The organism is Rhizobium sullae, from assembly GCF_900169785.1.
Taxonomy (GTDB): Bacteria; Pseudomonadota; Alphaproteobacteria; order Rhizobiales; family Rhizobiaceae; genus Rhizobium; species Rhizobium sullae.
This window is the reverse complement of sequence record NZ_FWER01000035.1, coordinates 1-25,887: the sequence shown is the minus strand read 5'-3', so window position 1 is coordinate 25,887 and position 25,887 is coordinate 1. Positions and strand designations below refer to the sequence as shown.

Genomic DNA, 25,887 nt, shown 5'->3' with positions numbered 1-25,887 from the left:
GTCTCGTCATTGAAGGAGGAGGAACTGATCCGTGATGTTTTCGATTTTGGGCATCGACATAGGAAAGACTGCTACGGAGTTCGAAAAATGTTGATACCGGGTCTTGAAGCCGACCTAGCCCATGTCCCTGGCACACGCTCGGAGCGCAAGCAGACCGCTATCGTCGGCGCCGCGGCCGAAGTCTTTCTCAGCACTGGCTATGCCGGAGCCAGCATGGACGAAATCGTCAGCCGATCTGGCGTATCCAAGCAGACGGTCTACAAGCACTTCTCAAGCAAGGAGGCGCTGTTTGTCGCGGTGATGAGTCAGATGACGGGCGAGGCAGATACTGCCGTTCGCATAGGCCTCCCCAAAGTGGAAGACCGCGCTCAGCTCAAAGCCTATCTCCTCGCCTATGCCGTTCGGCAGCTCACCATCGTCCTCACGCCCGGGCTGATGCAGTTGCGCCGGCTTGTGATTGCGGAGGCGCAGCGGTTCCCGGAGCTAGCCAAGGTGCTTTACGCGCGGGGCTCTGCAAGGGCGCTTGAGGTCATGGCTAGCGCCTTCGAACAATTGGCCGACGAGAACCTGCTGCAGTTCTCCGACGCAACCGTCGCCGCGTCGCAGTTCAACTGGCTAGTGATGGCGGACCCGGTTAACCGGGTGATGATGCTGGGAGACGAGGCGATTCCAACCCAGCAGGAGATTCGGCGGCACGCCGAGGCGGCCATCGCCACATTCCTTGCCGCATTCCTGCATCCAGACCAGCGATGAAGTGGAGCATGCCCAAGCGCCAGTGTCAGCTTTGGCGTTGTTTTCCGGCTGGCTGCTTTCACATCGTGCGGTTCCTGCTCCGTCAGACGAGGGTGCGAAATGACCGACCTTCCCAAAAGCACATTTTACTACCGGAAGCAGGCCAGAGCCATTCGCCGCCATAGCGGCTTAGTTCAATCCCGAATCCGGTTACGTGCGACACGCTTTAGGCCGGTTGCGCGGCATGTTCGGCACCACCCGCCTCCCCTAGCCCGTCAGCCCTTTCAGCACCATTTTCAGGTGCTCACTACGAAAGGTACGTCGATCCATGGTATGGCGATCATCGAATATGAGCCGGATGATTACCATCGCCAGCGCGGGCGCCATAGTGACATCGGCGAACTCGGCGGGTTTTTGAGGGAATTCCTTTGCGGCGGCCCCCTCGTCTAAGATTTCCTGAATCTTCTTCAGGATGGGCGCGATGAACTCCCGATGATGCCGATCGATCAGATCCGGAAACCTTGCCCCTTCAGCGATAACGAATCTTAGCAGTTCCCTGGTCTTCCGGTCATCGACAAGCTGATCATAGAGAAGTTCCAGGAATTGCTGCAGCCTTTCGGCTGACCGTCCCTTCAGGGTCACGGATGTCTCCAACACCTCTTTGAATGGTGTCGAAATATGCTGGATCATTGCTTCAAAGAGCTTCTCCTTGGTCTCGAAGTAAACGTAAACCGTTCCTTTGGTGACGCCAACCCTGTCGGCGACATCCTCTACCCTGGCTGCCGAATAGCCGTTCTTGACGAATTCCTCGAACGCCGCCTCAAGGATTTGCAGCGGTCGCAGTGTCTTCTGTTCAGCGCGTGTCAGTTTCTTTTCTTCGGGCATTTTTACTTCCTCCACGAGTTGGCGTGGTCAATTTCGTCAATCTATTGACTAATGCGTCAGTCAATTATATAGACGCCGCCATGGACAGCAAGAGGTCTTCCAATGAAACGCATTCTTGCCGCGACGGTGCTTTCTAGCGTCGCTGTACTATCATCATGCAGTGAACAACAAGGTCCGCGGGAAACGGCCCCGAGGCGAGTAGCGGTTGTTACGGCAACGGAACAGCCGCTGATCCAAGGCGGGACGATTACCGGCGAGGTCCGCGCGCGGGTGCAGAGCGATCTTTCCTTCAGGGTGAGCGGCAAGATCATCGAGCGCCTTGTGGATGTCGGAGCGGCGGTCAAGGCCGGCCAGATACTCGCCCGCATCGACGCGGAGGAGCAGCGAGCCGATCTCGAAGTCGCTGTGGCGAATTTGGAAGCAGCCGAGGCGCAACAGACCCAGGCGCAACTCGCCTTCGATCGCCAGCAGAATCTGTTTCGGACGCAGGTTACAACTCGCGCCGCGCTTGACCAGGCCCAGGAGGCTCTGCTGACGGCACAGGGGAACGCAAAGTCGGCGCAGGCACAGCTGGAAACCGCTCGGGACGCGCTCTCCTTCACCGAACTCCGCGCTGACGCCGATGGCGTGATTACCGCCCGTAATGCGGAGGTTGGCCAAGTAGCTCAAGCCGCGCAGGTCGTCTTCACACTTGCCCATGACGGCCCCCGCGACGCCGTCTTCGAGGTCGTCGAGACGCTCTTTCTAGGGCGGGAGGTAGAGCCATCGGTGACCGTCAAACTGTTATCGGACCTATCGCGTCAAATCGATGCCAAAGTGCGGGAGGTTTCTCCGACAATTGACCCCTCCACCGGGACGATCAAGGTCAAGCTTAGCTTGAACGGCAACACGTCGATGCCACTCGGAGCTCCTGTTGCCGGATCTTTTCGGTACAAGCCACTCAGCATGATCCAGCTTCCATGGTCTGCGATGGCCTCCAAAGGCGGCATGCCTGCGGTCTGGGTGGTGGACCCCCGATCCTCCAAGACTGCGCTGCGAGCAATCGAGGTCGAAGGGTATCAGACCAACAACTTCACAATCAAAGCGGGCGTGTCGGCCGGCGACATCGTCGTCTCGGACGGCACAAAGTTCCTCAGGCCGAACGAGGTCGTTTCGTATGAGGGGGGAGCTGTAAAATGAGCACTCGCATTAAGTTGGTCGCCCTGCTGCTCGCGGCAACGGTCCTCGCGTCGTGCCAAAAACAGGAGGAAGCGGCACAGGAGGCTCCTCGTCCGGTGCTTTCCGTCGTTGCCAAGCAGACGCCCGTCGCCTCGCTTCGGCTGACGGGAACAGTCGAGCCAAGAATAGAGACCGAGCTTGGCTTTCGGGTGCTCGGAAGAGTTATCGCCCGGAATGTTGGCGTCGGAGATCTTGTGAAGAAAGGCGATATCGTCGCAGCGATTGATCCATTGGCACTAGAGCTTGCGGTTCGTAGCGCGGCATCCGACCTTTCGAATGCGCAGGCTCAACTCCGCAATGCCACCACCACCGAGCAACGTCAACGGGCCCTCGCTCAAGCTCGCTCCGGTACCGAGGCTGCGCTGGAAGAGGCGGAACAGGGGCGACGCAGTGCAGCGGCAAGCGTTGCGAAAGCACAGGCCAATCTCAATAAGGCTGAAGAGCAGTTTGGCTACGCACAGTTGCATGCCGAATTCGATGGCGTGGTCACCGCCACATCAGCGGAAGTCGGTCAGGTCGTATCTGCTGGGCAGGTCGTCGTTACGATCGCCCGACCGGACGAGCGCGACGCCGTCGTCGATGTTCCTCAAGGCGCGGCGGAGCGTTTGAAGGCGGGGGAGCCGTTCGAGATTACCCTGCAACTCGACCCGACCATTCGTACAAGCGGCGTCGTACGGGAGATCGCCCCAGAGGCCGAAACGGCGACACGCACACGCAGGACAAAGATCAGCCTCATTGATCCGCCGACAGCATTCCGATTGGGCTCGGTCATCACAGGCGCTGCAACCATTTCAGACGAACCGCAGATCCTTTTGCCGGCTTCCGCAGTCCTTAAAGCGGAAGGCTCCACGAGCGTATGGATCGTCGATGTAGCTTCAAAGAAGGTCATGCTTCGACCTGTGAAGATAGAATGCGGGATCGTCGACGGCGGCACGATCCGGGTGACGGAAGGCATAGCACCAGGCGATCGCATCATCGTCGCCGGAGTCCACAAATTGAAAGATGGGCAGACCATCAGGATCGACCAGGAGGTCAGTGAGTGAAAAAGTTTAACCTCTCCGACTGGGCGCTCGAGCACCGTTCGCTCGTCTGGTACTTCATGATCGTCTTCATCATCGCGGGCGCATTCTCTTATCTGAACCTCGGCCGCGAAGAAGATCCCAACTTCACCATCAAGACGATGGTGATCAATGCGCAGTGGCCCGGCGCTTCGGCAGAAGAAGTTGCTCGTCAAGTCACTGACAGGATCGAAAAGAAGCTCGAAGAACTCGACAACCTCGATTACGTCCGGAGCCAAACCGTCGCCGGCCAGACGACCATCTTTGTGGAACTGCTCCCCACGACAAAAGCCCGGGACGTCGAGCCGACGTGGGTGCGCGTTCGCAACATGATTGGGGACATCAAGGGTGATTTCCCAAGCGGCGTCGCCGGCCCCTTCTTCAACGACCGCTTCGGCGACGTCTTCGGAAACATCTACGCCTTCACGAGCGACGGTCTGACGCAAAGACAGCTCCGTGACCTGGTCGAAGATGCTCGCGCTAAAGTCCTAACCGTCGAAAACGTTGGCAAGGTCGACGTGATCGGCGCTCAGGACGAGGCCATCTATTTGGAGTTTTCGACGCGTCAGATCGCGGCGCTTGGGATCGACCGCCAATCCGTCATCGAGACACTCCAGGCACAGAACGCGGTAACGCAATCTGGCTTCGTCAATGCCGGGCCGGAACGCATCGCTCTGCGTGTGGGCGGGCAGTTCACGTCCGAGGAGAGCCTGCGGTCAATAAATCTGCGCATCAACGACCGCTTCTTCCCGCTGACCGATGTTGCCACGATCAGGCGCGGTTACGTGGATCCTCCGTCATCGCTGTTCCGGTTCAACGGCCAGCCGGCGATTGGCCTGGCCATCGGGATGAAGGCCGGGGCCAATCTTCTTGAGTTCGGGGAAGCGCTTGATGCCCAGATGCAGCGGATTGTTGCCGACCTGCCTATCGGGGCGGACGTGCACCGCGTGTCAGACCAGCCGGCGGTCGTTGAAGAGGCTGTTTCAGGGTTCACGACCGCGCTGTTCGAGGCAATCGCCATCGTCCTCGTCATCAGCTTCATCAGTCTCGGACTTCGGGCTGGCATGGTGGTCGCGATCTCTATCCCGCTCGTGCTCGCCATCACCTTCGTCTACATGGAATATTCCGGTATCTCGCTGCAGCGTATTTCGCTCGGTGCGCTGATCATCGCCCTTGGCCTTCTCGTCGACGATGCCATGATTGCGGTGGAGATGATGGTTGCGCGGCTCGAGGCCGGTGACGACCTGAGAAAAGCGGCGACCCATGTTTACACCTCGACTGCCTTTCCAATGCTGACAGGTACCCTGGTGACCGTCGCCGGTTTTATTCCCGTGGGTCTGAATAACAGCGCAGCAGGCGAGTTCACCTTCACGCTGTTCGTCGTCATCGCCGTCTCGCTTATTGTATCCTGGATAGTTGCGGTCCTTTTTACGCCTCTTCTGGGCGTGGCGATCCTACCCAAAACCATGAAATCACATCACGAGAAGAAGGGGCGTTTCGCTGCAGCCTTCTCCTGGCTGTTGGGACTGGCCATGCGATGGCGATGGGCCACGATCGTCCTCACCGTTGCCGTGTTTGCGGTCTCCATCGGCGGCCTCGGACTGGTGCAACAGCAGTTCTTCCCAGCATCCGACCGTGTGGAGTTGATCGTCGACTGGAACCTTCCGCAAAACAGCTCGATCGCCGAGACCAACAGACAGATTACCAAGTTCGAACAGGAGATGTTGGCAAAAAACCAGGACATCGAGCACTGGACGAGCTATATCGGCGACGGAGCACCCCGCTTCATCCTGTCCTTCGACGTCCAGACACCTGACGTCACCTTCGGTCAGACGGTCATCGTCACGAAAGGCCTGGACGTCCGTGACAAGTTGCAGGCAGAACTACAGGACTACCTGACGAAAACCTTCCCTGGGACAGATGCCTTCGTGAAGCTGCTGGACATCGGCCCGCCGGTCGGAAAGCCTGTGCAGTATCGTGTCAGCGGCCCGGACATCCAGAAGCTCCGCGAACTCTCCCAGCAGTTCGCATCGATCGTCGGTGGCCATCCGCTCCTTTCCAACATGATCTTCGACTGGAACGAGCCGTCAAGAGTGGTCAAGGTCGATGTCCTCCAGGACAAGGCGCGCCAACTTGGTGTTTCATCCGAGGATATCGCAACAGTGCTGAATAGCATCGTCGAAGGATCCTCTACCACGCAAGTGCGCGACAACATCTATCTGATCGACGTGATCGGGCGGGCGGCAGCATCCGAGCGCGGGTCCATCGAAACGCTGCAGAACCTGCAGCTGCCGGCGTCGAACGGGAAATCCGTGCCGCTGTCGGCTGTCGCCAACTTCCGCTATGAGCTCGAGCAGCCGACCATCTGGCGCCGCGATCGGATCCCGACCATCACCGTAAAGGCGGCTGTCGTCGGCCCGACCCAACCCGCGACGGTCGTTGAGCAGCTGCGGCCGCAGGTCGAAGCGTTCCAGAAGGGGCTTCCGGTCGGCTATAGCGTGGAGATCGGTGGCTCCGTGGAATCGAGCGCGGACGCCCAGGGACCGATCGCCGCGGTTGCCCCCATGATGCTGTTCGTCATGGCGACGATCCTGATGATCCAGCTGCAGAGCTTTAGCCGACTGTTCCTGGTGTTTGCAGTCGCACCGACGGCGCTTATCGGCGTGGTAGCCGCACTGCTCCTCTCCAATGCACCGATGGGCTTCGTTGCCATCCTCGGCGTCCTTGCCCTGATCGGCATCCTGATCCGAAACTCGGTCATCCTGGTCGTCCAGATCGAGACGCTTCGACGAGAGGGCATTCCTGCCTGGCAGGCCGTCATTGAAGCGACCGAGCATCGCATGCGACCGATCATGCTGACCGCTGCAGCAGCAACCCTGGCTCTGATCCCGATTTCCAGAGAGATCTTTTGGGGACCGATGGCCTACGCCATGATGGGGGGCATCGTCGTCGGAACCGCACTCACTCTCCTGTTCCTGCCCGCGCTCTACGTCGTTTGGTTCCGCATCGCCCAGGATGAAGGCGCTCAGGCCGACAGCACTGTAGAGGCATGAGGTCGACCTTCGGGGCCCATCTCATTCGATGGCCACGACGGCGGTCGCAACGCGCGTTCATATCAAAGGTGCTATTGGCGCGTGCAACGCCATGCGAGGCAGGAGCAGAAGCGACATGGTGATTGATGGAATAGGTAGGCCAAAACGCCCGAGAGCCAACGCCGAGATGATCATCGAAGCCTCGGAGCATCACTTTCGGCAGCGCGGCTTTGACAAGACAACCGTCGCGGATATCGCCAAAGGCCTCGGAATGTCGCCGGCGAATGTCTACCGCTTCTTCCATTCAAAGGAAGAGTTGCGGCGGGCCGTCTTCGGCCGCACCCTCGATAGCGGCTACTCCAGAGCACTCTCCATCTCTAAGTTGCCGACCAGCGCTGCCTCTCGGATCAAAAGATTCCTTAAGCTGCAGCACGCGATGAGCATCAATGTCATCGCCTATCATAGGACCGTGCACGAGCTCATCCTTCTGAGCTTCAACCGCGACCGTGATCTCGTCGACGGTCACATCGCACGCGTCAGTGACGTCCTGGCATCCGTCATCGCAGACGGTATCGATAGGGGCGAGTTTGCACCCCAAGATCTCAGCCGATTGCCCACGATCTTCATCATGGCGGCAATAAAAATTTGGCATCCGTTGCTGCTTTCGACCTGCCGGAACGATCGTCCTGATGAGCTTTTGGACATCCTGTGCAATGCCCTGAAACAGCCAATTCCTTTGGCTCCTCTGAAGTGAGCTTTCATGACAGAACCTTCTTCAAAAGAGACTTCGAACGTGACGTCTCAAGTTATGATTGCTGTCGGCATGCTGTTTCTGGCGGGTTGCACCACGAGGCCCTCTCCAGATGTCCTGCATCCGGTTCAGCTGAACCAAGCCATTTCCCAGCCCGTGAAAATTCTGGTTGCAACGAACAGAACCCGGGACGGCGCGCGGGGCGGATTCGGCGGAACGTGGTCCGGGGAACTGGCATACGAGCAGTATGAGTTTTCGGTGCCTCCCGACAGGAAAAACGCCACGATTACTTACCCAACGTCGAATCCAAACGGCGAGCGACAATTTATAGTCATCGGGCGCAAGCAACTGCCGAAGAAAGCGTTTGTGCAAGAGACGATACGCTCGTCGAAATTTGACGGCACCGTCGGGATATTTGTGCATGGTTACAACTACAGCTATCAGGAGGCGCTGTTCAGGACGGCGCAGCTAGCCGCAGACGCAAAAGTGCCGGGCACTCTTGTCCTATTCTCCTGGCCCTCGGCAGCAGCTGTCGCCGGATATATCGCCGATCGGGACGCGTCCTTGTACTCGCGCAGCGATCTCGACTCTTTGGTAAAGTCACTTTCCGAGTCGGAAAGGGTGAAACGTATCATCCTCTTCGGACACAGTATGGGCGGGTTCCTGATCATGGAGGCAGTACGCCAGCTTAAACTGCAGCACCGCGAAGATGTGATCGACAGGCTTGTGGTGATCTTAGGCGCGCCGGACATCGATGTGGATGTATTCCGATCGCAGCTAAAGGATATCGGCAAAATGGCCACGCCAATAACGCTTCTTGTCTCCAAGGATGACCGGGCACTCACAGCCTCGAGCCTTATAGCAGGGGAGCGGCCGCGTGTTGGCCGCTTGAATATCGACGATCCCATCATCAAAGAGGCCGCTGCCAAAGAGAGGCTGCGGGTGATCGACGTCACCTCCATCCATGGATCTGACGGATTGGGGCACGATCGGTACGCGTCGCTTGCCAAATTCGGCGCACAGCTTGCCACGTTTGAAAGCAGCAGGCGGTCGACCGTCGGCGACGTTGGTGCTTTTGTCTTGGATGCGGCCGGCACTGTGGTGGCAAGCCCATTCCACTTGGCTGGACATATCGTGGGCACACCGTGAAGCCGCCCGTGCGCTAAGCCCGTTAGCTGAGGGCCGAGGCCTTCGGTGTTCAAATCCTGGGCCCTTCGTCAAGCACCACGAGCAGTCGCTGGCGCGACCCCAGAGGTGCGGACTGCCGAAACCACGACGTAGCTTCAACCAGTTCCGCGAACGCGCCCAAGGTGGAACGGCTAGACGAACAGATTTTAACGGCGTTTACCAGCTTTGTGTCAGGAACAAATCGAAGGCCCTGAATAAGCCCCTAGATTTGTAGACGCTTTCTTCCCTAAATTTGAGGTAAGGAGGCCTTCATGGGCAAAGGCAATTTCAGCGACGATTTCAAGCGTGATGCGGTGCGTTAGATCACGGAACGGGTTATTCGGTTGCGGAGGTTTCGCAACGGCTCGGCGTGAGCCAGCATTCGCTCTACGAGTGGAAGAAGAAGTTCGCCACGACAAACGCCAAGGCCAGAGTTACGAGGCCGAAGAGATCAAGCCGCCGGCTTGAGCAGTCGCTGGTCGTCGTGCCGGCCTTTGCGGACTGAGTATCTTCGCTGATCAGGATCGCCACCATCATATCGGCTCTTTGCCGCGTAGCTGCGGGCGCCATTACGAGCAGCCGCGTGACGCGCCGGCCGAGATCGGCGTGCAGGCCAACTTCGACGAATTCGATGCCGCGCGAATGGCGCAATGCCCGGAAATCGAGCTTCATCTCCTGGAACATTCGACTCGGATCGGCGGTGCAGGAGAGTGCTGAGTCCCGCCATCGATTCCCGCATTGGCGAACGCGATCCATGCCGCCACGGGAAAGCGGTTGCGCAAGGCGCCGTTCAGTCTCGAAATTAGCTTTGCATGACGGTGCAGGCGCTGGCACGAATCGCCATCTTGAGAGACCTCAAGACGTCAGTGCTGACACGCTGGCAAAGGCGATTGCCGCATCGACCGGCGCGCTGACCTCGACCTCGATCGTCTGCCCATTCGGCTAACGGATGATCTGCTCGAGCAGGACCTTATCCACTCCCTGTGCTCGTATCGTCCGGAAGAACAAGTTACGGGACAATCATCACTCCTTGCCATGACCCGGCATCTGGTGGAAATCTCCCGAACCTGATCCGGTCGAAAACCTCTCGCTCTTAATGCGTGAAAACTGCCTCTTCAAACGAAGACATGGTCGATCATTGCTGCGGGGGGATCGTGTCTGACCAGACGAGCCAACTCGGATTGAAGTGTTTTGCTTGCTGCCACTCGGGCCCGCGGAATCCACCTAGCCGGAGCGACCGAATCCTACTTCACGCTGGTACACATCCTTAAGTATGGAAACGAACGTGCGCGTCAGCCGCGTGTGAGGGCCGATCCGGATGGTGCCGATCGACCGCCGCTCCTGCTTCAGTGGAAACCGGATTCTGACGAGCTTCCCGTTTGCGAGTTCGGGGCTAACGTGATGCGTCTGAAACGCGGACAGAAAGCGGGAGTTCTGTGTAATAGCCCGCCGTAACGGGATCATGTCGACCTCTATTGCTATATCCGGCCCAGGGATACCGGATTCTTCAAATACTGCTGCAATCAAGCGAGTGATGGAAACATCAGTCGGGCCAAGAGTCCATCTTGCGGAGGCTAGATCCTCCACGGACGGTGCTGGATTCTCGGCAAGGGGATGCAATGGGCTCGCAAAGATCGCGACTTCCTCATCCGCGAGCACATCCTGAACCAGCCCTTCCGCCTCTGTGCCCGTCAACGTGTAGTAGAGCACGATATCAAGAGCGTCCTGCTGTAAAGCCTGCAGCATCTCGGTCGCCGATCCGAACCGTAGTTCTACGCGGAATTCCGGATGCTTCTCGACCAAGCTCACGATGCTGTCGCAGAAAGCCATAAGGGGATGGACCATGACAACACCCACTCTCAGGAGTTGGGCGGACGCATCTTGATGGGTCTTGATGAATGTCTCTGCTCGTCCAACCTGTCGCTTGATGTCATTCGCGTGCGCGAACACCAGTTCGCCGAAGGCCGTGAGTTCAATCCCCTTTGGACTTCTCGTCACCAGTGTACCGCCGAGCCTCGCTTCGAGATGCTGCAGTGTCCTGGTCAGGGAGGATTGCGAGACATTGAGAGCATGGGCAGCACGGTTGATGCTGCCCAGCTCTACAATCGAATGGAAGGTCATGAGGCCGTTAAGAGTCACCCAATGCATGTGCCTTGCCTAGCTCCCAACAGCACTTTCTTATTTCACTATTAATGATGCAGCATCCACATCGCCATCGATGAACTTATTCTTTTTCATGATGTCGTTCCAGGCCTTGACCTGGGCCTCGGTAACGTCGATCGAATAGTTGGAGAACGGGACGTTCTTCATCCCTTCCGGCGGCAGTTTTAGGTACTTTGCAGCAATTTCGCGGGATTTTTCCGAATTGCTTTTGATGAAGTTGTTCGCTTCGTTAAGCGCTTCCTTGAAGTCCGCTACGGCCTTCGGGTTCTTAGCGATCCAGTCCTCTGTCGTCGTGTAGACGTTGGAAAGGAGACCGTCTGGGAAGTCGCCGACGTACCAGCGATAAGCCTTGCCAACACCCGCTTCTTCAATACGTGAGATGAAGGGCTGACCGATAGTCGACGCATCGATCTGGCCGTTGCGCATCACGTCTCCGACCTGCGGGAAACCGACTTCAACGTAGGTCACCTTCTCCGGGTCGACCTTATTGTCTGCCAGCCACTGGCGGAAGAGCACGTTAAAGTAACTTCCGAGTGCGCCAGATGCGACACGCTTCCCAACGAAATCGGCAGGAGAATTAATGTTCACGCCGTTGCGCACGACGATGGCGCCGTTCGGATTGGCGTTGGTGACAAACGTGCCCCCAGAGATGATCTTTATCGGGAAGCCGCCCGCCCTGGACTGAATGAGGATGGGAGCGGCAACGGCGCCTACCTGAAGGCTGTCCGCGAGGAGCGCAGGCGGCATGGACTGGCTGTTCGGCATCTGAGTGATCGTCACGTCCAGGCCGCGCTTCTCGAAAAAGCCTAGGTCCTTTGCGATGAAGGCGCCGAGGCAATCGATGACCGGTGTAAAGCCGACGTTGATCTTCACCGGGGATTGCGAGAATGCCGGTGTCGCCAAGCCTAGGGCAAATGCAACTGCGAGAACTGTCTTCCTCATCTTTCTTTCCTCCTCAAAGATGTTTGCAATGCCAGGCTGATCAGGTTTTCCGCCACTTCAGGAGATGTTTCTCTAACTGGGCGACGAGCATGGCGGACAGGTAGCCGAGCAGACCGAGTAGCATTACACCTGCGAACAGGTCCGGCGCCTTGAACAGTCGTGCCGACGATAGGATGAACTGGCCGAGACCTTCGCGGCCAGAGAGCATTTCGCCGACGACCGACAGGATCAGTGCGTAGGTGAGGCTGATGCGTGCGCCCGCAATGATGTCAGGAAGGGCATTCGGCAGCGCGATCTTCCAGATGAAGCCCGCACGGCTGAGCTTCAGGATTCGCGCCACCTCGGTCAGACGGGGCTCGATGGAAGAGAACCCATGAATCGTTGCGAGCAGCGTCGGCCACAGCGCAGCGAAGCCAATCACCGTGAGAACCATGGTCTCTGTAAGACCCAGGATCGGAATCATGACCGGAATGACAGCGGATGCGGGCATCGGCCGGAGATATTCCAGCATGGGCTCGAGGTAGGACCGCGCAGCCCTCGAGATGCCTATGATCGAGCCGAGCACGACCCCGAGGAGTGATGCTAGCACCCAGCCGTAGATCATCCGCTCGACCGTGCTCATCATTCGGTCCAGCAGCAGGCCGTTTGAGAAGCCGTTGATGAGCGAATTCATGGCCCGCTGGGGGCTGGGCAGATAGATCGGGGAGATCAGGCCGAGGTTGGCCTGGATCTGCCATATCGCCACCACGAGCGCCGCGAAGACGAAGCCGCCGATGCGCCAGATGAGTCGGTTATCGGTCATTTCGCTGCTCCGATCGAGGCGGCAGGACTGAAGAAGCGGTGCTGTGCGTTCACGAGGATCGCATTCAGCGACCAGCCAATGAAGCCGATCCAAACAAGATATGCGAGCGTCAACTGGGGACGGAGTGACTGGCTCGCCGACATCATCTCGAAGCCCATACCCAACGGATTGGCGGTGACTTCGCAGGTGACGGCGACAACGAGCGCCAAGCCTGCTGCCAGGCGGAAGGCGACGAATATGCGCGGCAGCGCCGCCGGGAGAATGATCTTGAACGTCCGGTCAATCAGACCGAGCTGGAGGACTTTCGCGACCTCCATGAGACGCGGCTCGACGCCCATGACCGCGGTGCGCGTCAGGATGAAGATCGTCCAGGTGCAACTGAACGCCACGCAGGCGCTCTCCAGCCTGTAGCCGAAGCCGAAGATGAGGATCATCACCGGGATCAGCGCGGACGACGGGATTGGCCGAAGCGCTTCCGTGGTGACATCCAGCACGCAGTCCAGTCGCCAGAAGAGGCCCCGGAACACTCCCATGACGAGACCTATGACGCCAGCGATGGCAAGACCCAGCATGGCTGCCGAGAGTGTCTGGCCGGTCGCCTGCAGGATCTCTCCGCTCGCAAGGCCGCGCACTAGAGCAACGGCGACTCCGCCCGGAGCAGCAAGACTGTCACTCTGGAAGCCGCCCACCCGGAACGCTAGCTCCCACGCCGCCACGAGGATCACTGGAATAACCAGTCCACGAGGGAAGGTGAAGCGAGGCGCGGCGGCCTCATCTTCTATTGTCACGGTGAGCTGGCTCATGCCTCGGCCTCCTGGATGAAGTCGAACAGCTTTCGGCGCAGACGCAGGAATTCGGCGTCCTCGCGCGAGGTGAGCTGGTTGCGCGGCCGTGCAAGGGAGACACCAGTTTCGATCCCGACGCGGCCGGGGTTCGGCCGCAGGCCGATGACGCGGTCGCCGAGATAGACGGCCTCTTCGAGATCGTGCGTGACGAAGAAGACCGTCGTACCGGTGCTTGCAACGAGTTCAAGGATTTCGTCCTGCAGTGCCTGCCTCGTCATCGCGTCGAGCGCGCCGAAAGGCTCATCCATAAGCATGACGGCCGGAGACTGCGCAAGGCAACGTGCGATCTGAAGCCTCTGCTGCATGCCACCTGACAGTTCGGACGGGTACTTCGCCCCCTGCTCCCCGAGGCCCACCTTCGCGAGCAAGTCCTCTATGATGGTCTTCCGTCGCTCCCTGGGGGTGCCGTTCGCTTCAAGTGCGAGCTCGACATTTCCGTACGCGGTGCGCCAAGGAAGCAGCGCCTTACCATAGTCCTGGAAAACGACGGCGACATCCTGGCGCGGTTCCAGGACCGCCTTGCCGTCGATCTTGACCGATCCGCTGGTGGGCTGAATAAGGCCTGCCACAGCGCGGAGCAAGGTCGTCTTGCCGCATCCAGAACCACCGACGATGCAGAGGAACTCGCCCTTTGCGATTTCGAGATTGATTCCTGTGAGGATCGGGCGGCGTCCGAGGCTGATGTGCACGTCGGACAGGGATATCAGCGTCTTCGCACCATCGGGCTTATTCCGGCTACCGGGTAAATCGAGCATTTGCGCTTGCATTGCACCTCCCACTAGCCGACAAAGTCGACTAAATCATCTTTAGCCATCCCTGGATGGCGGCTTCGTCTCCCGTCACGAGCCTGTGGCCAGCGGCGGCGATCATCGTAAGATCGACACGAGCCCCGGCCGCCCTGAGAGCGTCAGTGAGCCTGAGGATTTCGTCGGGCTTCACCGTTTCGTCTGACATTCCCCCGACCACCAGCACCTTCGTGCCGCCGATCGAAGCGGGCGTCGCGTTCCTGAATGGAATCGCAGGACGCAGCAGCACGGCCGCGCTCAGAGGCGGATCGCCTCGATACAGTGCCGCCGTGATGATGTTCGCGCCATTCGACAGTCCAAGAGCGACTGGAGGCCGCACACGATGGGTCGAAATGAACTGGCGCAGAAACTCGTTCAGGTCATCCGCTCTCGTCGCGAGGTCGGCTTCGTCGAACCGGCCGGCTCCAAGCCGCTTGAAAAAACGAAGCTTGCTATCCTCAACGACTTGACCTCTGAGACCGACGACCGCTGTCCCAGGTGCCACGGTGTTCGCAAGCGGCACGAGTTCACCCTCGTCGCCGCCGGTCTTGTGGAAGACCACGATCGGACGACTGTCCCTCTCCAGCGTCCCGAAGGTATGATATTCGAATCCCTGCAACGTCAGGCGCTCGGTCATGATCACTCCGCGACCTTGAGCGGACGGTTCGCGAGAAAGTCCTCGAGGCTACGGAGCTTCGCCGCCGTGCCCTTGCCCTCGATTTCGACGCCCTCGAACTTGGACGCCTCGTACAACCAGCTCTTCGGCGCAGGATATTCCCAGGAATGCCGGTTGCCGCGATGCCACCGCATGGGGACATCTTCCGCGTCCCCCATCTGGATCGGCGGAGACATGATCTCCACCCGGTGACCATCGGGATCCCGGAAATAGACATAGAGCGCATGGCCCTCGCCATGCCTTGCCGGTCCACGCTCAAGGTTCGACGCATAGCCCAGCGAGCCACCGGTATCCAGTGCGCGGAAGAGGAACGTCGAGTCCGCAACGATGTAGGCGAAGTGGTGGAGAACCGGACCCGGCCGGGTCAGAAATACGATGTCGTGGGGATTGTTCTTCCGGTACATGAAGATGCCGAGCGGTTTTTCGTCATGCTCGCCGTCGACGAAGTAGTCGGAAATCCGGAAGCCGAGGTCCGTATAGAACTCGCTCGCCTTGGCGACGTCGGGCGCAAGCAGTTGAACGTGATCGTAGCGGAGTGCCGCCCCTCCCTTCTGGACATGGAACTGGTCATGCAGCCGATGCTGTGCGGGCATGGTCGCGCAGAACTCAAGCGGCACGCCCATGCTGTCCGGCACGTGCAGGGTCCGGCCCTGATGGGGAACATCGACGAAAGCGGGATTGCGGCCTGATCCTGAGAAGTGGTCGAACGCCCGATCGAGTTCGGCCTCGCTATCGACTCGAAATCCGAGCCTGAGACATGACGGCTGGTCCTTCTTCTGGACCAGGGTCAGGCTATGGTGAGCACTTTCCTCGACACCACGAAGGTAGGCGACATCATCGCCTTGGGCCGAAACGACGAGCCCGATCACCTCAGTATAGAAGGCAATGCTAGCCTTCAGGTCCGAAACAGCCAGCGATATGTGGCTCGCTCGTCGAATTGAGAATGCAGGCGACCTGTTGGTAGTCGGTACGGTCATTGACAAGGACCCTCTCATTAGCAGCTTATCTATATCGATATTCTTGCCTTCTGCAAGAGATATCGATAAAAGTGATTTTGTCGATGTTTTCTTGACAGCGCCGAAAATCTGGTTGAAATGACGCGAGCAATTATCGGGAAGGAATATCCGTGGCAGGGACTTCGAAAACACCGAAGGAGAAAAACTCCTCGGTCTCTCAGACGACGACCGTCCTTGAGCAGATCCGCAGCGACATCCTTCACGGCGCGCTGGAACCCGGTTTGAAGCTGAAAATAGAACTGCTGACTGAGAAATATGCGACGGGCGCCAGTCCGTTGCGCGAAGCGCTCTCGATCCTCTCGACCACAGGTCTCGTTGAGCGCATGGAGAACCGCGGTTTTCGTGTCGGCGTTGTCAGCGCCGAGCACTATGCCGAGATCCTTTGGACCCGCTGCTTCGTCGAGGAACGCGCGATCCGCGAAGCTGTCCTGCATGGAGGCGTGGAATGGGAGGAGAAAGTTGTATTGGCGCAGTACCATCTCCAGCGCGAGTCCGACCGGCTCGACGCGGACGATGACGACGCATTGAAGCAGTGGGAGCGCGCTCACGAGGAGTTTCATTCAGTCCTCATCTCTGCATGCCCTTCGAAGTCACTGCTCCGCTTCTGCGAGCAGCTCTACAACGAGAGCAACCGGTACCGCTACATCGCCCGCCTTGGCCGCGGCTCGCGCTCGGGCGCGGTGGAGGAGCACAAGCGGATCGCGGACGCCGCGCTCAAGCGTGACGGCGATCTCGCCGGAAGCCTTCTCGTAGAACACTATCGGCACACGGGCGACCTTTTGAAGGCGAACCTCGAAGGATTCGATCCTCATGCAGGAATGAGACCAGCACTCAAGATCACCGAATAGAGATAGGGATGGAAAATGCGCATTTGCCGTTTTGACGACAATCGGGTTGGCGTTGTGGAGGGTGATGAGATCGTCGACGTCTCCGCGATCGTAGACCGGCTCCCCGCCTGTGAAATGGCCCTACCCTCGTGGCGACGCATTCATCGCTAACCTCCCGGATCTGGTTCCGGAGATGCGCAATCTCGCCGCCGACGGCCGCCGCGTTAAGCTGGCGGACGTGAAGCTCCTCAGCCCAGTCGCGCAGCCCGTCAAGATCGTGGCCGCGCCCGTCAACTACAAGCTTCACCTTGAGGAGTCGCGTGCCGACCAGGGCATCCACTTCGGTTCGCACGTCAAGACGATCGAGGAATGCGGCGTCTTCCTCAAGGCAACCAGCTCCATGATCGGCGCCGCGGAAGCCGTCGTATCCGACCGTTCCGACCGCCGCACCGATCACGAGATCGAACTGTGCTTCGTCATCGGAACGAGGGGCCGGCATGTTCGCGAGGAGGACGCCCTCGACTACGTGGCAGGATTCATGATCGGCCTGGACATGACGATCCGCGGTCCCGAGGAGCGTAGCTATCGCAAGTCGCGTGACACGTTCACGGTCTTCGGTCCTTGGCTCGTGACCGCTGACGAATTCGGCGATCCCTCCGATGTCGACTTCGAACTCAAGATTGGGGGTGAGCGCGCCAGAAGGCCAACACCCGCGATCTGATCTTCGACTGCAGGAAGCTGATCGCTTACGCATCCGAAGCGTATACGCTCGAGCCTGGCGACGTGTTCATGACGGGCACGCCAGAGGGCGTTGCACCCGTAGAACCGCGTGACATCCTCAATTGCCGGATCGACGGCATCGGTGAAATGAACGTCGCCGTGCGGGCGGCCTGATATGCTCGCTTTGAAGGATGCTCGGGAAATCGCGTCCGCAGCTGCGACGCACGGTCTACGACAGGCGCGATTTACGCCTGACATAAACCGCCCCTTGCGCTTGAAAGAGCGATAGACAGGCCCGCGCGCCGATGCCTCGCAAAAGATCCAGAACATCGTACGGCTGATAAAGCCTGCAGTGCCGCCGCCTCGGCTCTATTCACATTATTTTAATGCTATGTAGGTCGTTGGATCAAGAAGAACCATCCGAACGGCGACATGCGTTCCTGCAGCTTCGCCGACCAATCGCTGAATCTCCTCTGCGAGGTCTTCGAGTCTTTTGCGAGTGCGCTCTGGTTTAGGCAGAATAGCAAGCTCAACATTCACGCTCGGGAGACCGGCCATAGCATACACCGGCATGATTGCGAATTGGCAAGCGGTCATTTCCACCTGCAACCTCGCGCAGAGCACGTTACCCAACGCCGCCAGAGTTGCTTGGATATCGAGACGGACTTGCTCAGGCAGGCTATGATCCAGGTAAATCTTCACATTCGGCATCGGAATGTCTCCTATATGGGGTTGAGGACGAAATTGAACGGTGAACGCCATTCGGTTTCTCCGTCCACGACACGTTCATATGGCGCTATCAAGGTCTCTTTGACGCCAAACACCGCATCAGATGAAAGGTAGACGTCGTCTCCAACGAAGGTATGGGTTACGACCTTCTGGAAGCCTGTCGCAATGACGATATAATGCATATGCGCCGGCCTGTAGGGATGCCGGCCGAGATGGTTCAACATCTGGCCGACCGGGCCGTCGTCTGGAATAGGATACGATACGGGCTTGATCCCGATGAAACTGTAACGGCCATCGGCGCCGGTCACAAAAATACCGCGGTTGTTCCACTGGGGCTGAAGCGCAGGTTGCTGCACATCGTAATAACCATCAGCGTTATCCGACCAGACATCGATACTTGCACCTTGGACCGGATGACCATCCAGATCGGCAACTATTCCCTCGAAAAGACAGCTTTCGCCCTTGCCGTCTAGCGTAATGCAATCCCCCATCTTGCGATGAGGCGCTCCAGCCACATGGAACGGCCCAAGCACGGTATTTTCCGTGGCGCCTGGCTGCCTGCGGTTGTTGATGGCATCCACCAGCATAGAGACCCCAAGAGTGTCAGATAGGAGAATGAACTCCTGCCGTTCTTCTGAACAAATCCTACCGGTTTCGGTGAGAAACCGGATCGCAGCTTCCCATTCCTGCTGCGAAATACGGGCCTCTTTAATGAAAGCGTGAAGATGTTTCACAAGCGAGCTCATAATCTCTCTCAGACGAGGGTCGATGTCAGCGGCCATCCGCTCGTTCACTCCCTCGACCGAGGCGCCTTCCGTGAAATAACCTATCAATGCTGTTCCTCCCGTCATTGAAAGACTTCGTCTGATTCCGGCCTCGAGTTGCGTTGTCTGCACAGCGGCTGAGCCCAACTCTACGCATGATGCCATCGCCCAAGGGGCTCCTTCGCTACGAACTGGGCCTTTCTCCTTTCCATGCCTTCTGAAGCAAGTCCCGGATTGCAGCGGGCTCCAGCGGGCGCGGATTCCAGTAGGGATTGCTCATGGCCATTTCCGCTGCTGTATCAAGATCTTGAGCGGTCACTCCTAAATCGCGGAGCCTCATCGGCGCGCCAATACCAAGCGCGAAATCATAAAGACCCGTACCAGCACGTCGCGCTCCGAGTATTTCCGCCACGGGTGCGAGCAGGTCCGGAACCGCTGCTTCTGTGTAGGCTATCGTGTGCGGGAGAAGAATGGCGTGAGTTTCCGCATGCGGCAGATCAAAGCTTCCCCCCAGCGTGTGACAGAGCTTATGATGCAGAGCCATTCCGACCGTGCCCAGAATGGCACCACAAAGCCAAGAACCGTAGAGCGCGTGTGCGCGGGCAGCGGTATCCTGCGGATTCGCGACTATTGCCGGAAGGGCTTTGTGGAGAGCCCCTATCCCCTCCAATGCCATAATCGAGGCTATTGGATTACGATCCTGAGCATAGAGACCCTCCACTGCATGCGCCATGGCATTGAGGCCGCTCGTGACACTCATTGCAATGGGCAGGTTGTAGGTTAGTTCGGGATCGTAGATGACTGTTTCAGGAAGTATTGAAGGGGCTCGAACCGTCGTTTTGATGCCATTTTCGGTCTGCCCGAGGATCGGTGTAACCTCCGAGCCTGCATAGGTCGTCGCGACGACGAGCTGTGGCGCATCGTTCCTATAGGCAATGGCCTTGCCCAGGCCGATCGTCGATCCTCCACCGAACGAGACGATGCAATCCGCCTCAAGCTTGTCGTAGACCGAAATGGCCTCCATCGTCACTTCGACGGGAGTATGCATCGTTGCCCGCGTGAACACTCCGGCTGCAAGGGCTCCAAGCTTTTGAGCGAGCGCCTCAGCATCATTGCGCTGAAAAGGGGTCGACAGGATGAGCGCGCGGCTCGCGCCAAGCTGACGTATCTCATTAGCCAACTTGGAAATCGTTCCGCAACCGAAGATAACGCGCGCCGTATTACCGATGTATAGAAACTCACGCATGGCTCTCTCTCATGAGGACGGTCTGGCTGAGCTCATTTTGGTCTTCAAGCTCTTCCTGCGTCGTCTCTTCACCTAGGTTATGCTGGATCGAATTGAACCCGCACTGGTTGGCCATCTTGCTCGTGTGGTCCACATAGGCGTGGCTCGCCGGAGCGTCGCCGACGATGGCAACCACGAGCCCCGGCTGGACGCCCGTTTCCCTCTCAAGAGATCCGTTCGTCTCGGTTACTGCTGCAATCACGGATGCTGCCGCCTCTTTGTCATCGATCACTTCGGGCGGGATGAGCGGGGCGGTGAGACCTGTTCGGGCGCGATAATGCGGCGCCACCGTGTCATTGAAGAAATGGTCGACCAGATCATTGTTCTTTTCATCGACCATATTCTGCAGCGATTTGCCGCCGTTCGCCTTTACCATTGTATGCTTATCCTCCTCAGAATGTTAACATCCGTCCCGCACCATCCCTGGCGCAGGAGTTAAATCCCGACCGCCGTGCGCAAGACAGGCAGCGGCTCAGGTGCGCTCATGAAACTCAGAAAGCAGGCGGCAACTGACGGACGAACCACAGGCCGCGCCGGCCCCTATCGGCGACAGCCCTTTCCAAGCGCATTCTCCTCCTGCGGCAACGAACTTGCCGATCTACTTTAGTTCGGATACCTGACCATACAACTGAGCCGTCAACACTGTCAATCACATTGACTCAGGGGCTGGAATTGCGCTGGAGACGTTTTATCTTCGCGGCGCATCATCGAGGATACCGAGCATGATTTTACGAAACGCATGGCGGCGGAACAACATCGGGCGTCGGATGAATGAGGCTGTCAGACTGTTCGAGGGCCGTATCATCGACAACTTGAGATCAAACGGTCACAGCGAACTTACCGCGGCTCATATAAATCTGACCCGTAATCTCGATGAGGACGGAACCCGCCTGACCGAATTGGCCCGGCGCGCCTCGCTAACGAAGCAGTCGATGAGCGAGCTGGTGGACCAGGTAGAGCAAACCGGGCTGATCGAAAAGCGTCGCGATCCGTCGGACGGCCGAGCTAAGCTTGTGTGCTTCACCGAAAAGGGACTGGAATGGCTCGAGGCTTTCCAGGAGAGCCTGGAAGTCGCTGAGAAAGAAATGCGCGACGAGCTTGGCTCGGCGATGGTGGATCTGATGATCGAGGTTCTCGGCAAATATGTTGAGAATCAGACAGTGGACACGAAGAGCCGCCAATAGATTGACATTAGTCCGGTTACCTTACTATATTTCTGCGATTGCGGAAAATGGGAGGTACGCCGTGACCGAGGAAGCTTATGATGTCGCTATTGCAGGCGGCGGCCCATTCGGCCTGATGCTCGCAAATGAGCTCGGGCGCCGAGGGATTTCGGCTGTCATATTCGATGAGAAGCCTTCGACTGCGGTCAATCCACAGGCAAACGCGACTCAGGCCAGAACGATGGAGCATTATCGGCGGCTAGGCTTTGCAGAGGAAATACGTGCTCTGGGCCTGCCAGGCGACTTTCCCACCGATATCGCTTATTTCACCCGATATTGCCGGCATGAACTTGCCCGTTTCCGGTTGCCCTCGGCAAAGGAAGCTCGCGAAAAGGTGACTACTCTGTCGGGGTCCTGGAGTGCGGCCGAGCTGCCACACCGCGTCTCGCAAAAGTTCGTCGAGCAGGTTCTCCGCCGCCATGCCGAAGCGTTGGACGCCATATCGGTGAACTACGGCTGGCGTATTTCCGGATTCGACGACAATGGAGAGGGCGTTGTTGTCAAGGCGACGCGGACCGAAGATGGGGCCACACGTTCCGTCCGCTGCAACTACCTGATCGGGGGAGATGGGGCAAAAAGTTTCGTACGCAAAACCCTCGGCATCCGTTACGAAGGGGATGGCGGCGCCGTAAGAGACTTCTTTGGCGGCCGCATGTTTGCGCTCTATCTGCGATGCCCGCAGTTTTATGACGTTGTGCCGTTTCCTCCGGCTTGGATGAATGTCACCTTCAACTGCGATAGACGCGCCTTCATGGCGGCTGTGGACGGCAAGGGCGAGTTTGCGTTCCACACGCAACTACGGGACGGAGAAAAGGACGAGGACATTTCCGACGAGCAGGCACTCGCCATGTTCCAGTCGGCCGTCGGCTACCCCGTTCAGGCCGAAATCCTCTCACGCGGAACGTGGATGGCTGGTTATGCCCTTGTGGCTGAGCGCTATCAGGTCGGGCGCGTCCTACTCGGAGGCGACGCTGTTCACCTTTTCACACCTGCAGGTGGTCTGGGCTACAACACGGCCATCGATGATGCCGTCAATCTTGGTTGGAAACTCGCCGCGGTGATCAAGGGAAAAGCGCCGCCCTCGCTGCTTGCGACCTACGAGATCGAGAGACGTCCCGTGGCTGTTCGCAATACCGGCTTCGCCAAGCAATTCGCCGAGTCAATCGGGAGCTATACCCCGAAGACCGCACTGGAAGACGACTCTGAGACGGGAACGGCGCTGCGCAAGGAAGCGGGCGGATACCTTGAAGCGCACGGGCGCGCGGAATTCAACATACCTGGCATTACTTTCGGCGCGCGCTACGATCACTCGCCAGTAATCTGCTCCGAGCCGCTCGCTCCGAATGCGGACCTTCCGAATGTCTACAATCCCACTGCGGCCCCAGGTGGACGCGCTCCACATCTTTGGTTGGATAACCGAGTCTCGCTGTACGATCGTTTTGGCTTTGAGTGGACGCTACTGCGACTTCAACCGTTTTCAAATCGTGGCGGGAAATTCATCGAAGCAGCTGCAAATGCGGGTATGGATCTGACGGTCCTCGATGTCGATTCGAACGATATTCTCGGTCTTTACCATCAACCCCTCATTCTCATCCGCCCTGATCAAGTCGTTGCTTGGCGCGGAAATGATGACATTGATGCGGCACACATAATTGATATTGTGACAGGGCGTCTGGATGCCAGAGAAGATGGTAAAGCCAACCAACAAGCCGAGGTAACCTTGTGAAGGGGCTGCTCCTTTGCCGATCAGGGGGCACAGGAGAGCATGAGTTCCAGTATAGTCAGGCGCACCCGTTTGCCACGTCGCCGTCTCTTCGCGCTTCCGCCTGCAAGGCGGCGATCCCCAGCGGTTTTGCAGCAAAGTCGGCAGCGTTGATACTCAACCTGCGTGCCTAGCCCGGCTTATTCATGAGGGTGCGGGTAACGGTCGGGTTCTGGAGCCGAGCGGCCCTGGCGGCGTGAACAGGACGGGCGCTGCCGCGGCGCCTGTTGCATCGCGGACGATCGTGAGGTTTGCGAGGTTGGTGGACGGAGCTCCGGGGTTCGGCGGCACGGCCGCGCCTACTATGTCGGAGCGGGCCTAAGCGCGCTTGCGATGGTCCTGAAGAGGGCGGCGTCGGGATAGGCGGATGCGAAGGCGATGCGGATCCGCCACATCACCATTTACTCATGCCAGCAAAAGTTCAGGTTCATTTGTGAAAGGAAGGTTGAATGACCGATGCAAGAAAAAGAGACTGCTGGACAGCAGCCAACATCCCCTCTCAGCGCGGGCGCGTGATCGTTATCACCGGCACCGCTGGGCTAGGCTATGAATGTGCCTTAGCACTGGCGCGTGCTGGTGCGGAGATCATCTTTGCCGGGCGCGATAGAGTCAGGGGCGAGACTTCCATCGGGCTTATCCGCGAAAAAATCCCAGGGGCGATCCTTCACTTTGAACAGCTTGACCTTGCGGAACTCAGTTCTGTTGAGGCTTGCGGGGAACAGCTGCGGGCGCGATGTGAACGGATAGATGTCCTCATCAACAACGCTGCAGTGATAATGTCGCCGCGCCGCCAAGTGACGAAGGATGGTTTCGAGCTGCAATTCGGAACGAATTATCTCGGGCATTTTGCGCTGACAGCAAATCTGATGCCGCTTTTGCGCAAAGGGGATGATTCGCGCGTTGTTAACGTCTGTGCGCTCGCGGCTAACCGCGGGAAGATCAACTTTGACGACTTGCAGTCCGAACGGGAATACAAGCCAATGGCTGCATATGGGCAGTCGAAACTGGCGAACCTCATCTTTTCGATCGAGCTTCATCGCCGCAGCATGGCAGAACAATGGGGTATCCAGAGCATTGCCGCCCATCCGGGCTTGGCGCGCTCGGACCTGTCGGCGCGGGGAATCAACAGATCAGAAGAAAACAAGGTGCCCCTCCTGTTTCGCTTGCTGGGGTCACTTGTCCTCCATTCAGGCGAACAAGGCGCTTTGCCGCTGCTTTTTGCGGCGACGGCACCGGAGGCGAAGAGCGGAATGTACTACGGTCCAGGTGGTCTTGGAGAAACAAAGGGTTTTCCTGCATCTGCTAAGGTTCCGCGTAGCGCACGAACAGAGAGCATTGCGACGCGGCTCTGGGACGTGTCGGAGCAGCTAACCCATACCCGCTATGATGCGTTATAGCTCCGAAGCGGAAGCGGGGGACTTTCTACCATGGAATTATCGCTTTTTAGATGTAGCGGTCAGCCGGAACTGCAATAAAGAGGCGCTTTTTTCTGCTTCGTTGCAGGACTGGGTTCGCCCCCTTTTCTACTTCAAAGCAAACGCTTACACCACTCCCGCCGACCCTTCAGTCCTGCTCCGGTGAATAAGCCGGGCTAGCCATTCATTGTATTTGCCATGAGTCGATGAGGTGGCCCGTCCGAAGCACCAGCGTGGCGTCTCCTCTGAAAACGGAGTCTACTTCCTCGGCCTTCCCTGGCTTTCCGGCCGAGGCTCTAGCTTCATCCGGGGACTGGCATGATGCCAAGGTTGTGGCCGGCCATATCCTCATCAAGGAGAATATCCGGCCTACGCTCCACGGGGGCTGCTCGCCGCCGATTACCCCTGCCCCTGAACCGTCATCCTGCATTGCTTGCCTTATCCGATGGAGAAGAGAAACGAGAAGATGGAGCAGAAGCTAGGCAACGATCTTAGTCAGGCCGTCGTTGCGCGCGGCAGGATGATTTTCCTTCGCGGAAGTGCCCTCAGGACTTCGGCGCCGCAAAAGAACATCGGCAGCCACATACCGTCGAGGAACCCGGCGGCAAAGTGGAGCACGTCACCAAACTCGTTGTCTACCTGACCGACGTGCGCACCCGGGAGGCGGTCGACCGTGCAATGATCGCCGCCTTCGAGACTGTCGCCGGCCCGCTGGGGGACCGAATGATCGCAGCGATGACGGCACCGGTACGCAACGGTGGTGAAGTCGGCCCGATTCATTCGGCAGGCCTCCTCATTATGGACAGCCAGAGCTGGCCCTATCCCTAACTGCGATTGGCCAGACGACGATTAACCCCGTAGCCGCTGTCGCGCACGCGCCTGGGAAATCTCAACCGCAGGCAAGCGACTATGCCACCCGTGCGTTCAATCCGTCTACGGCACCTTCCTACGGCCTTCTCATCGACGTCTGAACGATGATATTCCTGCTCCGGTCAGACGCCCTTTCTATGGCCCGCCTTGATGAGATACGAACCAACGGCACCGCCATTCGTCGCAAGGAACGCAACATTCAATCATGGAAGAATCGTGG

At 58.3% G+C, this 25,887-nt stretch carries 22 protein-coding genes and 4 pseudogenes; 14 read left to right on the top strand and 12 right to left on the bottom strand.

Annotated features, from left to right (window positions below; translation table 11 throughout):
* Positions 1 to 87 precede the first annotated feature (87 nt).
* Complete coding sequence (locus BN1800_RS25790; RefSeq protein WP_087001723.1) at positions 88 to 753, top strand: TetR/AcrR family transcriptional regulator; 666 nt, start codon at positions 88 to 90, stop codon at positions 751 to 753.
* Between the two features lie 246 nt (positions 754 to 999).
* Here the strand turns inward: BN1800_RS25790 and BN1800_RS25785 are convergent, their stop codons facing one another.
* Positions 1,000 to 1,617, bottom strand: coding sequence for a TetR/AcrR family transcriptional regulator (locus tag BN1800_RS25785; protein ID WP_087001722.1), 618 nt, complete (start codon positions 1,615 to 1,617; stop codon positions 1,000 to 1,002).
* A gap of 102 nt (positions 1,618 to 1,719) precedes the next feature.
* Between BN1800_RS25785 and BN1800_RS25780 the strand changes: the two genes are divergently transcribed.
* From BN1800_RS25780 to BN1800_RS44065, 6 genes and pseudogenes are all read left to right on the top strand, one after another.
* Positions 1,720 to 2,796: an efflux RND transporter periplasmic adaptor subunit gene (locus BN1800_RS25780; RefSeq protein WP_087001721.1), complete on the top strand. Its 1,077-nt coding sequence runs from the start codon at positions 1,720 to 1,722 to the stop codon at positions 2,794 to 2,796.
* Positions 2,793 to 3,878 carry an efflux RND transporter periplasmic adaptor subunit gene (locus BN1800_RS25775; protein WP_087001720.1) on the top strand — a complete coding sequence of 362 codons (1,086 nt, stop codon included), beginning with the start codon at positions 2,793 to 2,795 and terminating at the stop codon, positions 3,876 to 3,878. Before BN1800_RS25780 ends, BN1800_RS25775 begins: the two co-directional genes overlap by 4 nt.
* Positions 3,875 to 6,946 (top strand): efflux RND transporter permease subunit, encoded by a 3,072-nt coding sequence (locus BN1800_RS25770; protein WP_087001719.1) that lies wholly within the window; start codon positions 3,875 to 3,877, stop codon positions 6,944 to 6,946. The genes BN1800_RS25775 and BN1800_RS25770 overlap by 4 nt, the downstream gene beginning before the upstream one ends.
* Before the next feature lie 115 nt (positions 6,947 to 7,061).
* Positions 7,062 to 7,679 (top strand): TetR/AcrR family transcriptional regulator, encoded by a 618-nt coding sequence (locus tag BN1800_RS25765; RefSeq protein WP_179213889.1) that lies wholly within the window; start codon positions 7,062 to 7,064, stop codon positions 7,677 to 7,679.
* A 6-nt stretch (positions 7,680 to 7,685) separates the two neighbouring features.
* Positions 7,686 to 8,825: an alpha/beta hydrolase gene (locus tag BN1800_RS25760; RefSeq protein ID WP_087001717.1), complete on the top strand. Its 1,140-nt coding sequence runs from the start codon at positions 7,686 to 7,688 to the stop codon at positions 8,823 to 8,825.
* A gap of 385 nt (positions 8,826 to 9,210) precedes the next feature.
* Positions 9,211 to 9,348, top strand: a pseudogene (locus BN1800_RS44065) (hypothetical protein); the annotation flags it as partial.
* 719 nt (positions 9,349 to 10,067) lie between these two features.
* Here the strand turns inward: BN1800_RS44065 and BN1800_RS25750 are convergent.
* From BN1800_RS25750 to BN1800_RS25720, 7 genes are read right to left on the bottom strand one after another with little or no spacing between them, the layout of a single operon-like run.
* Complete coding sequence (locus BN1800_RS25750) at positions 10,068 to 10,991, bottom strand: LysR family transcriptional regulator (RefSeq protein WP_087001716.1); 924 nt, start codon at positions 10,989 to 10,991, stop codon at positions 10,068 to 10,070.
* A 30-nt stretch (positions 10,992 to 11,021) separates the two neighbouring features.
* Complete coding sequence (locus BN1800_RS25745) at positions 11,022 to 11,948, bottom strand: ABC transporter substrate-binding protein (protein WP_087001715.1); 927 nt, start codon at positions 11,946 to 11,948, stop codon at positions 11,022 to 11,024.
* A 40-nt stretch (positions 11,949 to 11,988) separates the two neighbouring features.
* Positions 11,989 to 12,750 (bottom strand): ABC transporter permease, encoded by a 762-nt coding sequence (locus BN1800_RS25740; RefSeq protein ID WP_087001714.1) that lies wholly within the window; start codon positions 12,748 to 12,750, stop codon positions 11,989 to 11,991.
* A complete protein-coding gene (locus BN1800_RS25735; protein ID WP_087001713.1) occupies positions 12,747 to 13,553 on the bottom strand; it encodes an ABC transporter permease in 807 nt (268 codons plus the stop codon). The genes BN1800_RS25740 and BN1800_RS25735 overlap by 4 nt, the downstream gene beginning before the upstream one ends.
* Complete coding sequence (locus tag BN1800_RS25730) at positions 13,550 to 14,362, bottom strand: ABC transporter ATP-binding protein (RefSeq protein WP_027511257.1); 813 nt, start codon at positions 14,360 to 14,362, stop codon at positions 13,550 to 13,552. Before BN1800_RS25730 ends, BN1800_RS25735 begins: the two co-directional genes overlap by 4 nt.
* A gap of 28 nt (positions 14,363 to 14,390) precedes the next feature.
* Positions 14,391 to 15,017, bottom strand: a complete 627-nt coding sequence (locus tag BN1800_RS25725; protein WP_143534086.1) for an alpha/beta hydrolase — start codon at positions 15,015 to 15,017, stop codon at positions 14,391 to 14,393.
* 2 nt (positions 15,018 to 15,019) lie between these two features.
* Entirely contained in the window at positions 15,020 to 16,033 is a 1,014-nt protein-coding gene (locus tag BN1800_RS25720) for a VOC family protein (protein WP_027511259.1), read from the bottom strand.
* Between the two features lie 149 nt (positions 16,034 to 16,182).
* Between BN1800_RS25720 and BN1800_RS25715 the strand changes: the two genes are divergently transcribed.
* Positions 16,183 to 16,920, top strand: coding sequence for a GntR family transcriptional regulator (locus BN1800_RS25715; protein WP_051336660.1), 738 nt, complete (start codon positions 16,183 to 16,185; stop codon positions 16,918 to 16,920).
* A gap of 172 nt (positions 16,921 to 17,092) precedes the next feature.
* A pseudogene (locus BN1800_RS42775) lies at positions 17,093 to 17,793 on the top strand (fumarylacetoacetate hydrolase family protein).
* A gap of 204 nt (positions 17,794 to 17,997) precedes the next feature.
* Here BN1800_RS42775 and BN1800_RS25705 read toward each other — a convergent pair.
* The 4 genes and pseudogenes from BN1800_RS25705 to BN1800_RS42765 form a co-directional block, all read right to left on the bottom strand.
* The gene (locus tag BN1800_RS25705) at positions 17,998 to 18,330 is read right to left on the bottom strand and encodes a hypothetical protein (RefSeq protein WP_027511260.1); all 333 of its coding nucleotides are present in this window, start codon (positions 18,328 to 18,330) and stop codon (positions 17,998 to 18,000) included.
* A gap of 11 nt (positions 18,331 to 18,341) precedes the next feature.
* Positions 18,342 to 19,199: a dioxygenase family protein gene (locus tag BN1800_RS25700; protein WP_425299067.1), complete on the bottom strand. Its 858-nt coding sequence runs from the start codon at positions 19,197 to 19,199 to the stop codon at positions 18,342 to 18,344.
* Positions 19,200 to 19,296: 97 nt separating this feature from the next.
* Complete coding sequence (locus tag BN1800_RS25695; RefSeq protein WP_087001710.1) at positions 19,297 to 20,358, bottom strand: maleylacetate reductase; 1,062 nt, start codon at positions 20,356 to 20,358, stop codon at positions 19,297 to 19,299.
* 46 nt (positions 20,359 to 20,404) lie between these two features.
* Positions 20,405 to 20,629 (bottom strand): annotated as a pseudogene (locus BN1800_RS42765) (tetrahydrofolate dehydrogenase/cyclohydrolase catalytic domain-containing protein); the annotation flags it as partial.
* A gap of 535 nt (positions 20,630 to 21,164) precedes the next feature.
* Between BN1800_RS42765 and BN1800_RS25685 the strand changes: the two are divergent.
* The 5 genes and pseudogenes from BN1800_RS25685 (at position 21,165) to BN1800_RS42750 (ending at position 25,625) form a co-directional block, all read left to right on the top strand.
* Positions 21,165 to 21,581: a MarR family winged helix-turn-helix transcriptional regulator gene (locus BN1800_RS25685; RefSeq protein ID WP_087001708.1), complete on the top strand. Its 417-nt coding sequence runs from the start codon at positions 21,165 to 21,167 to the stop codon at positions 21,579 to 21,581.
* A 61-nt stretch (positions 21,582 to 21,642) separates the two neighbouring features.
* Complete coding sequence (locus BN1800_RS25680; RefSeq protein ID WP_280173977.1) at positions 21,643 to 23,346, top strand: FAD-dependent oxidoreductase; 1,704 nt, start codon at positions 21,643 to 21,645, stop codon at positions 23,344 to 23,346.
* Between the two features lie 485 nt (positions 23,347 to 23,831).
* Positions 23,832 to 24,779 (top strand): SDR family oxidoreductase, encoded by a 948-nt coding sequence (locus tag BN1800_RS25675; protein WP_087001706.1) that lies wholly within the window; start codon positions 23,832 to 23,834, stop codon positions 24,777 to 24,779.
* A 223-nt stretch (positions 24,780 to 25,002) separates the two neighbouring features.
* A pseudogene (locus tag BN1800_RS42755) lies at positions 25,003 to 25,144 on the top strand (FAD-dependent oxidoreductase); the annotation flags it as partial.
* Between the two features lie 262 nt (positions 25,145 to 25,406).
* Positions 25,407 to 25,625, top strand: coding sequence for a DUF1028 domain-containing protein (locus tag BN1800_RS42750; protein WP_143534083.1), 219 nt, complete (start codon positions 25,407 to 25,409; stop codon positions 25,623 to 25,625).
* The last annotated feature ends 262 nt before the right edge of the window (positions 25,626 to 25,887 follow it).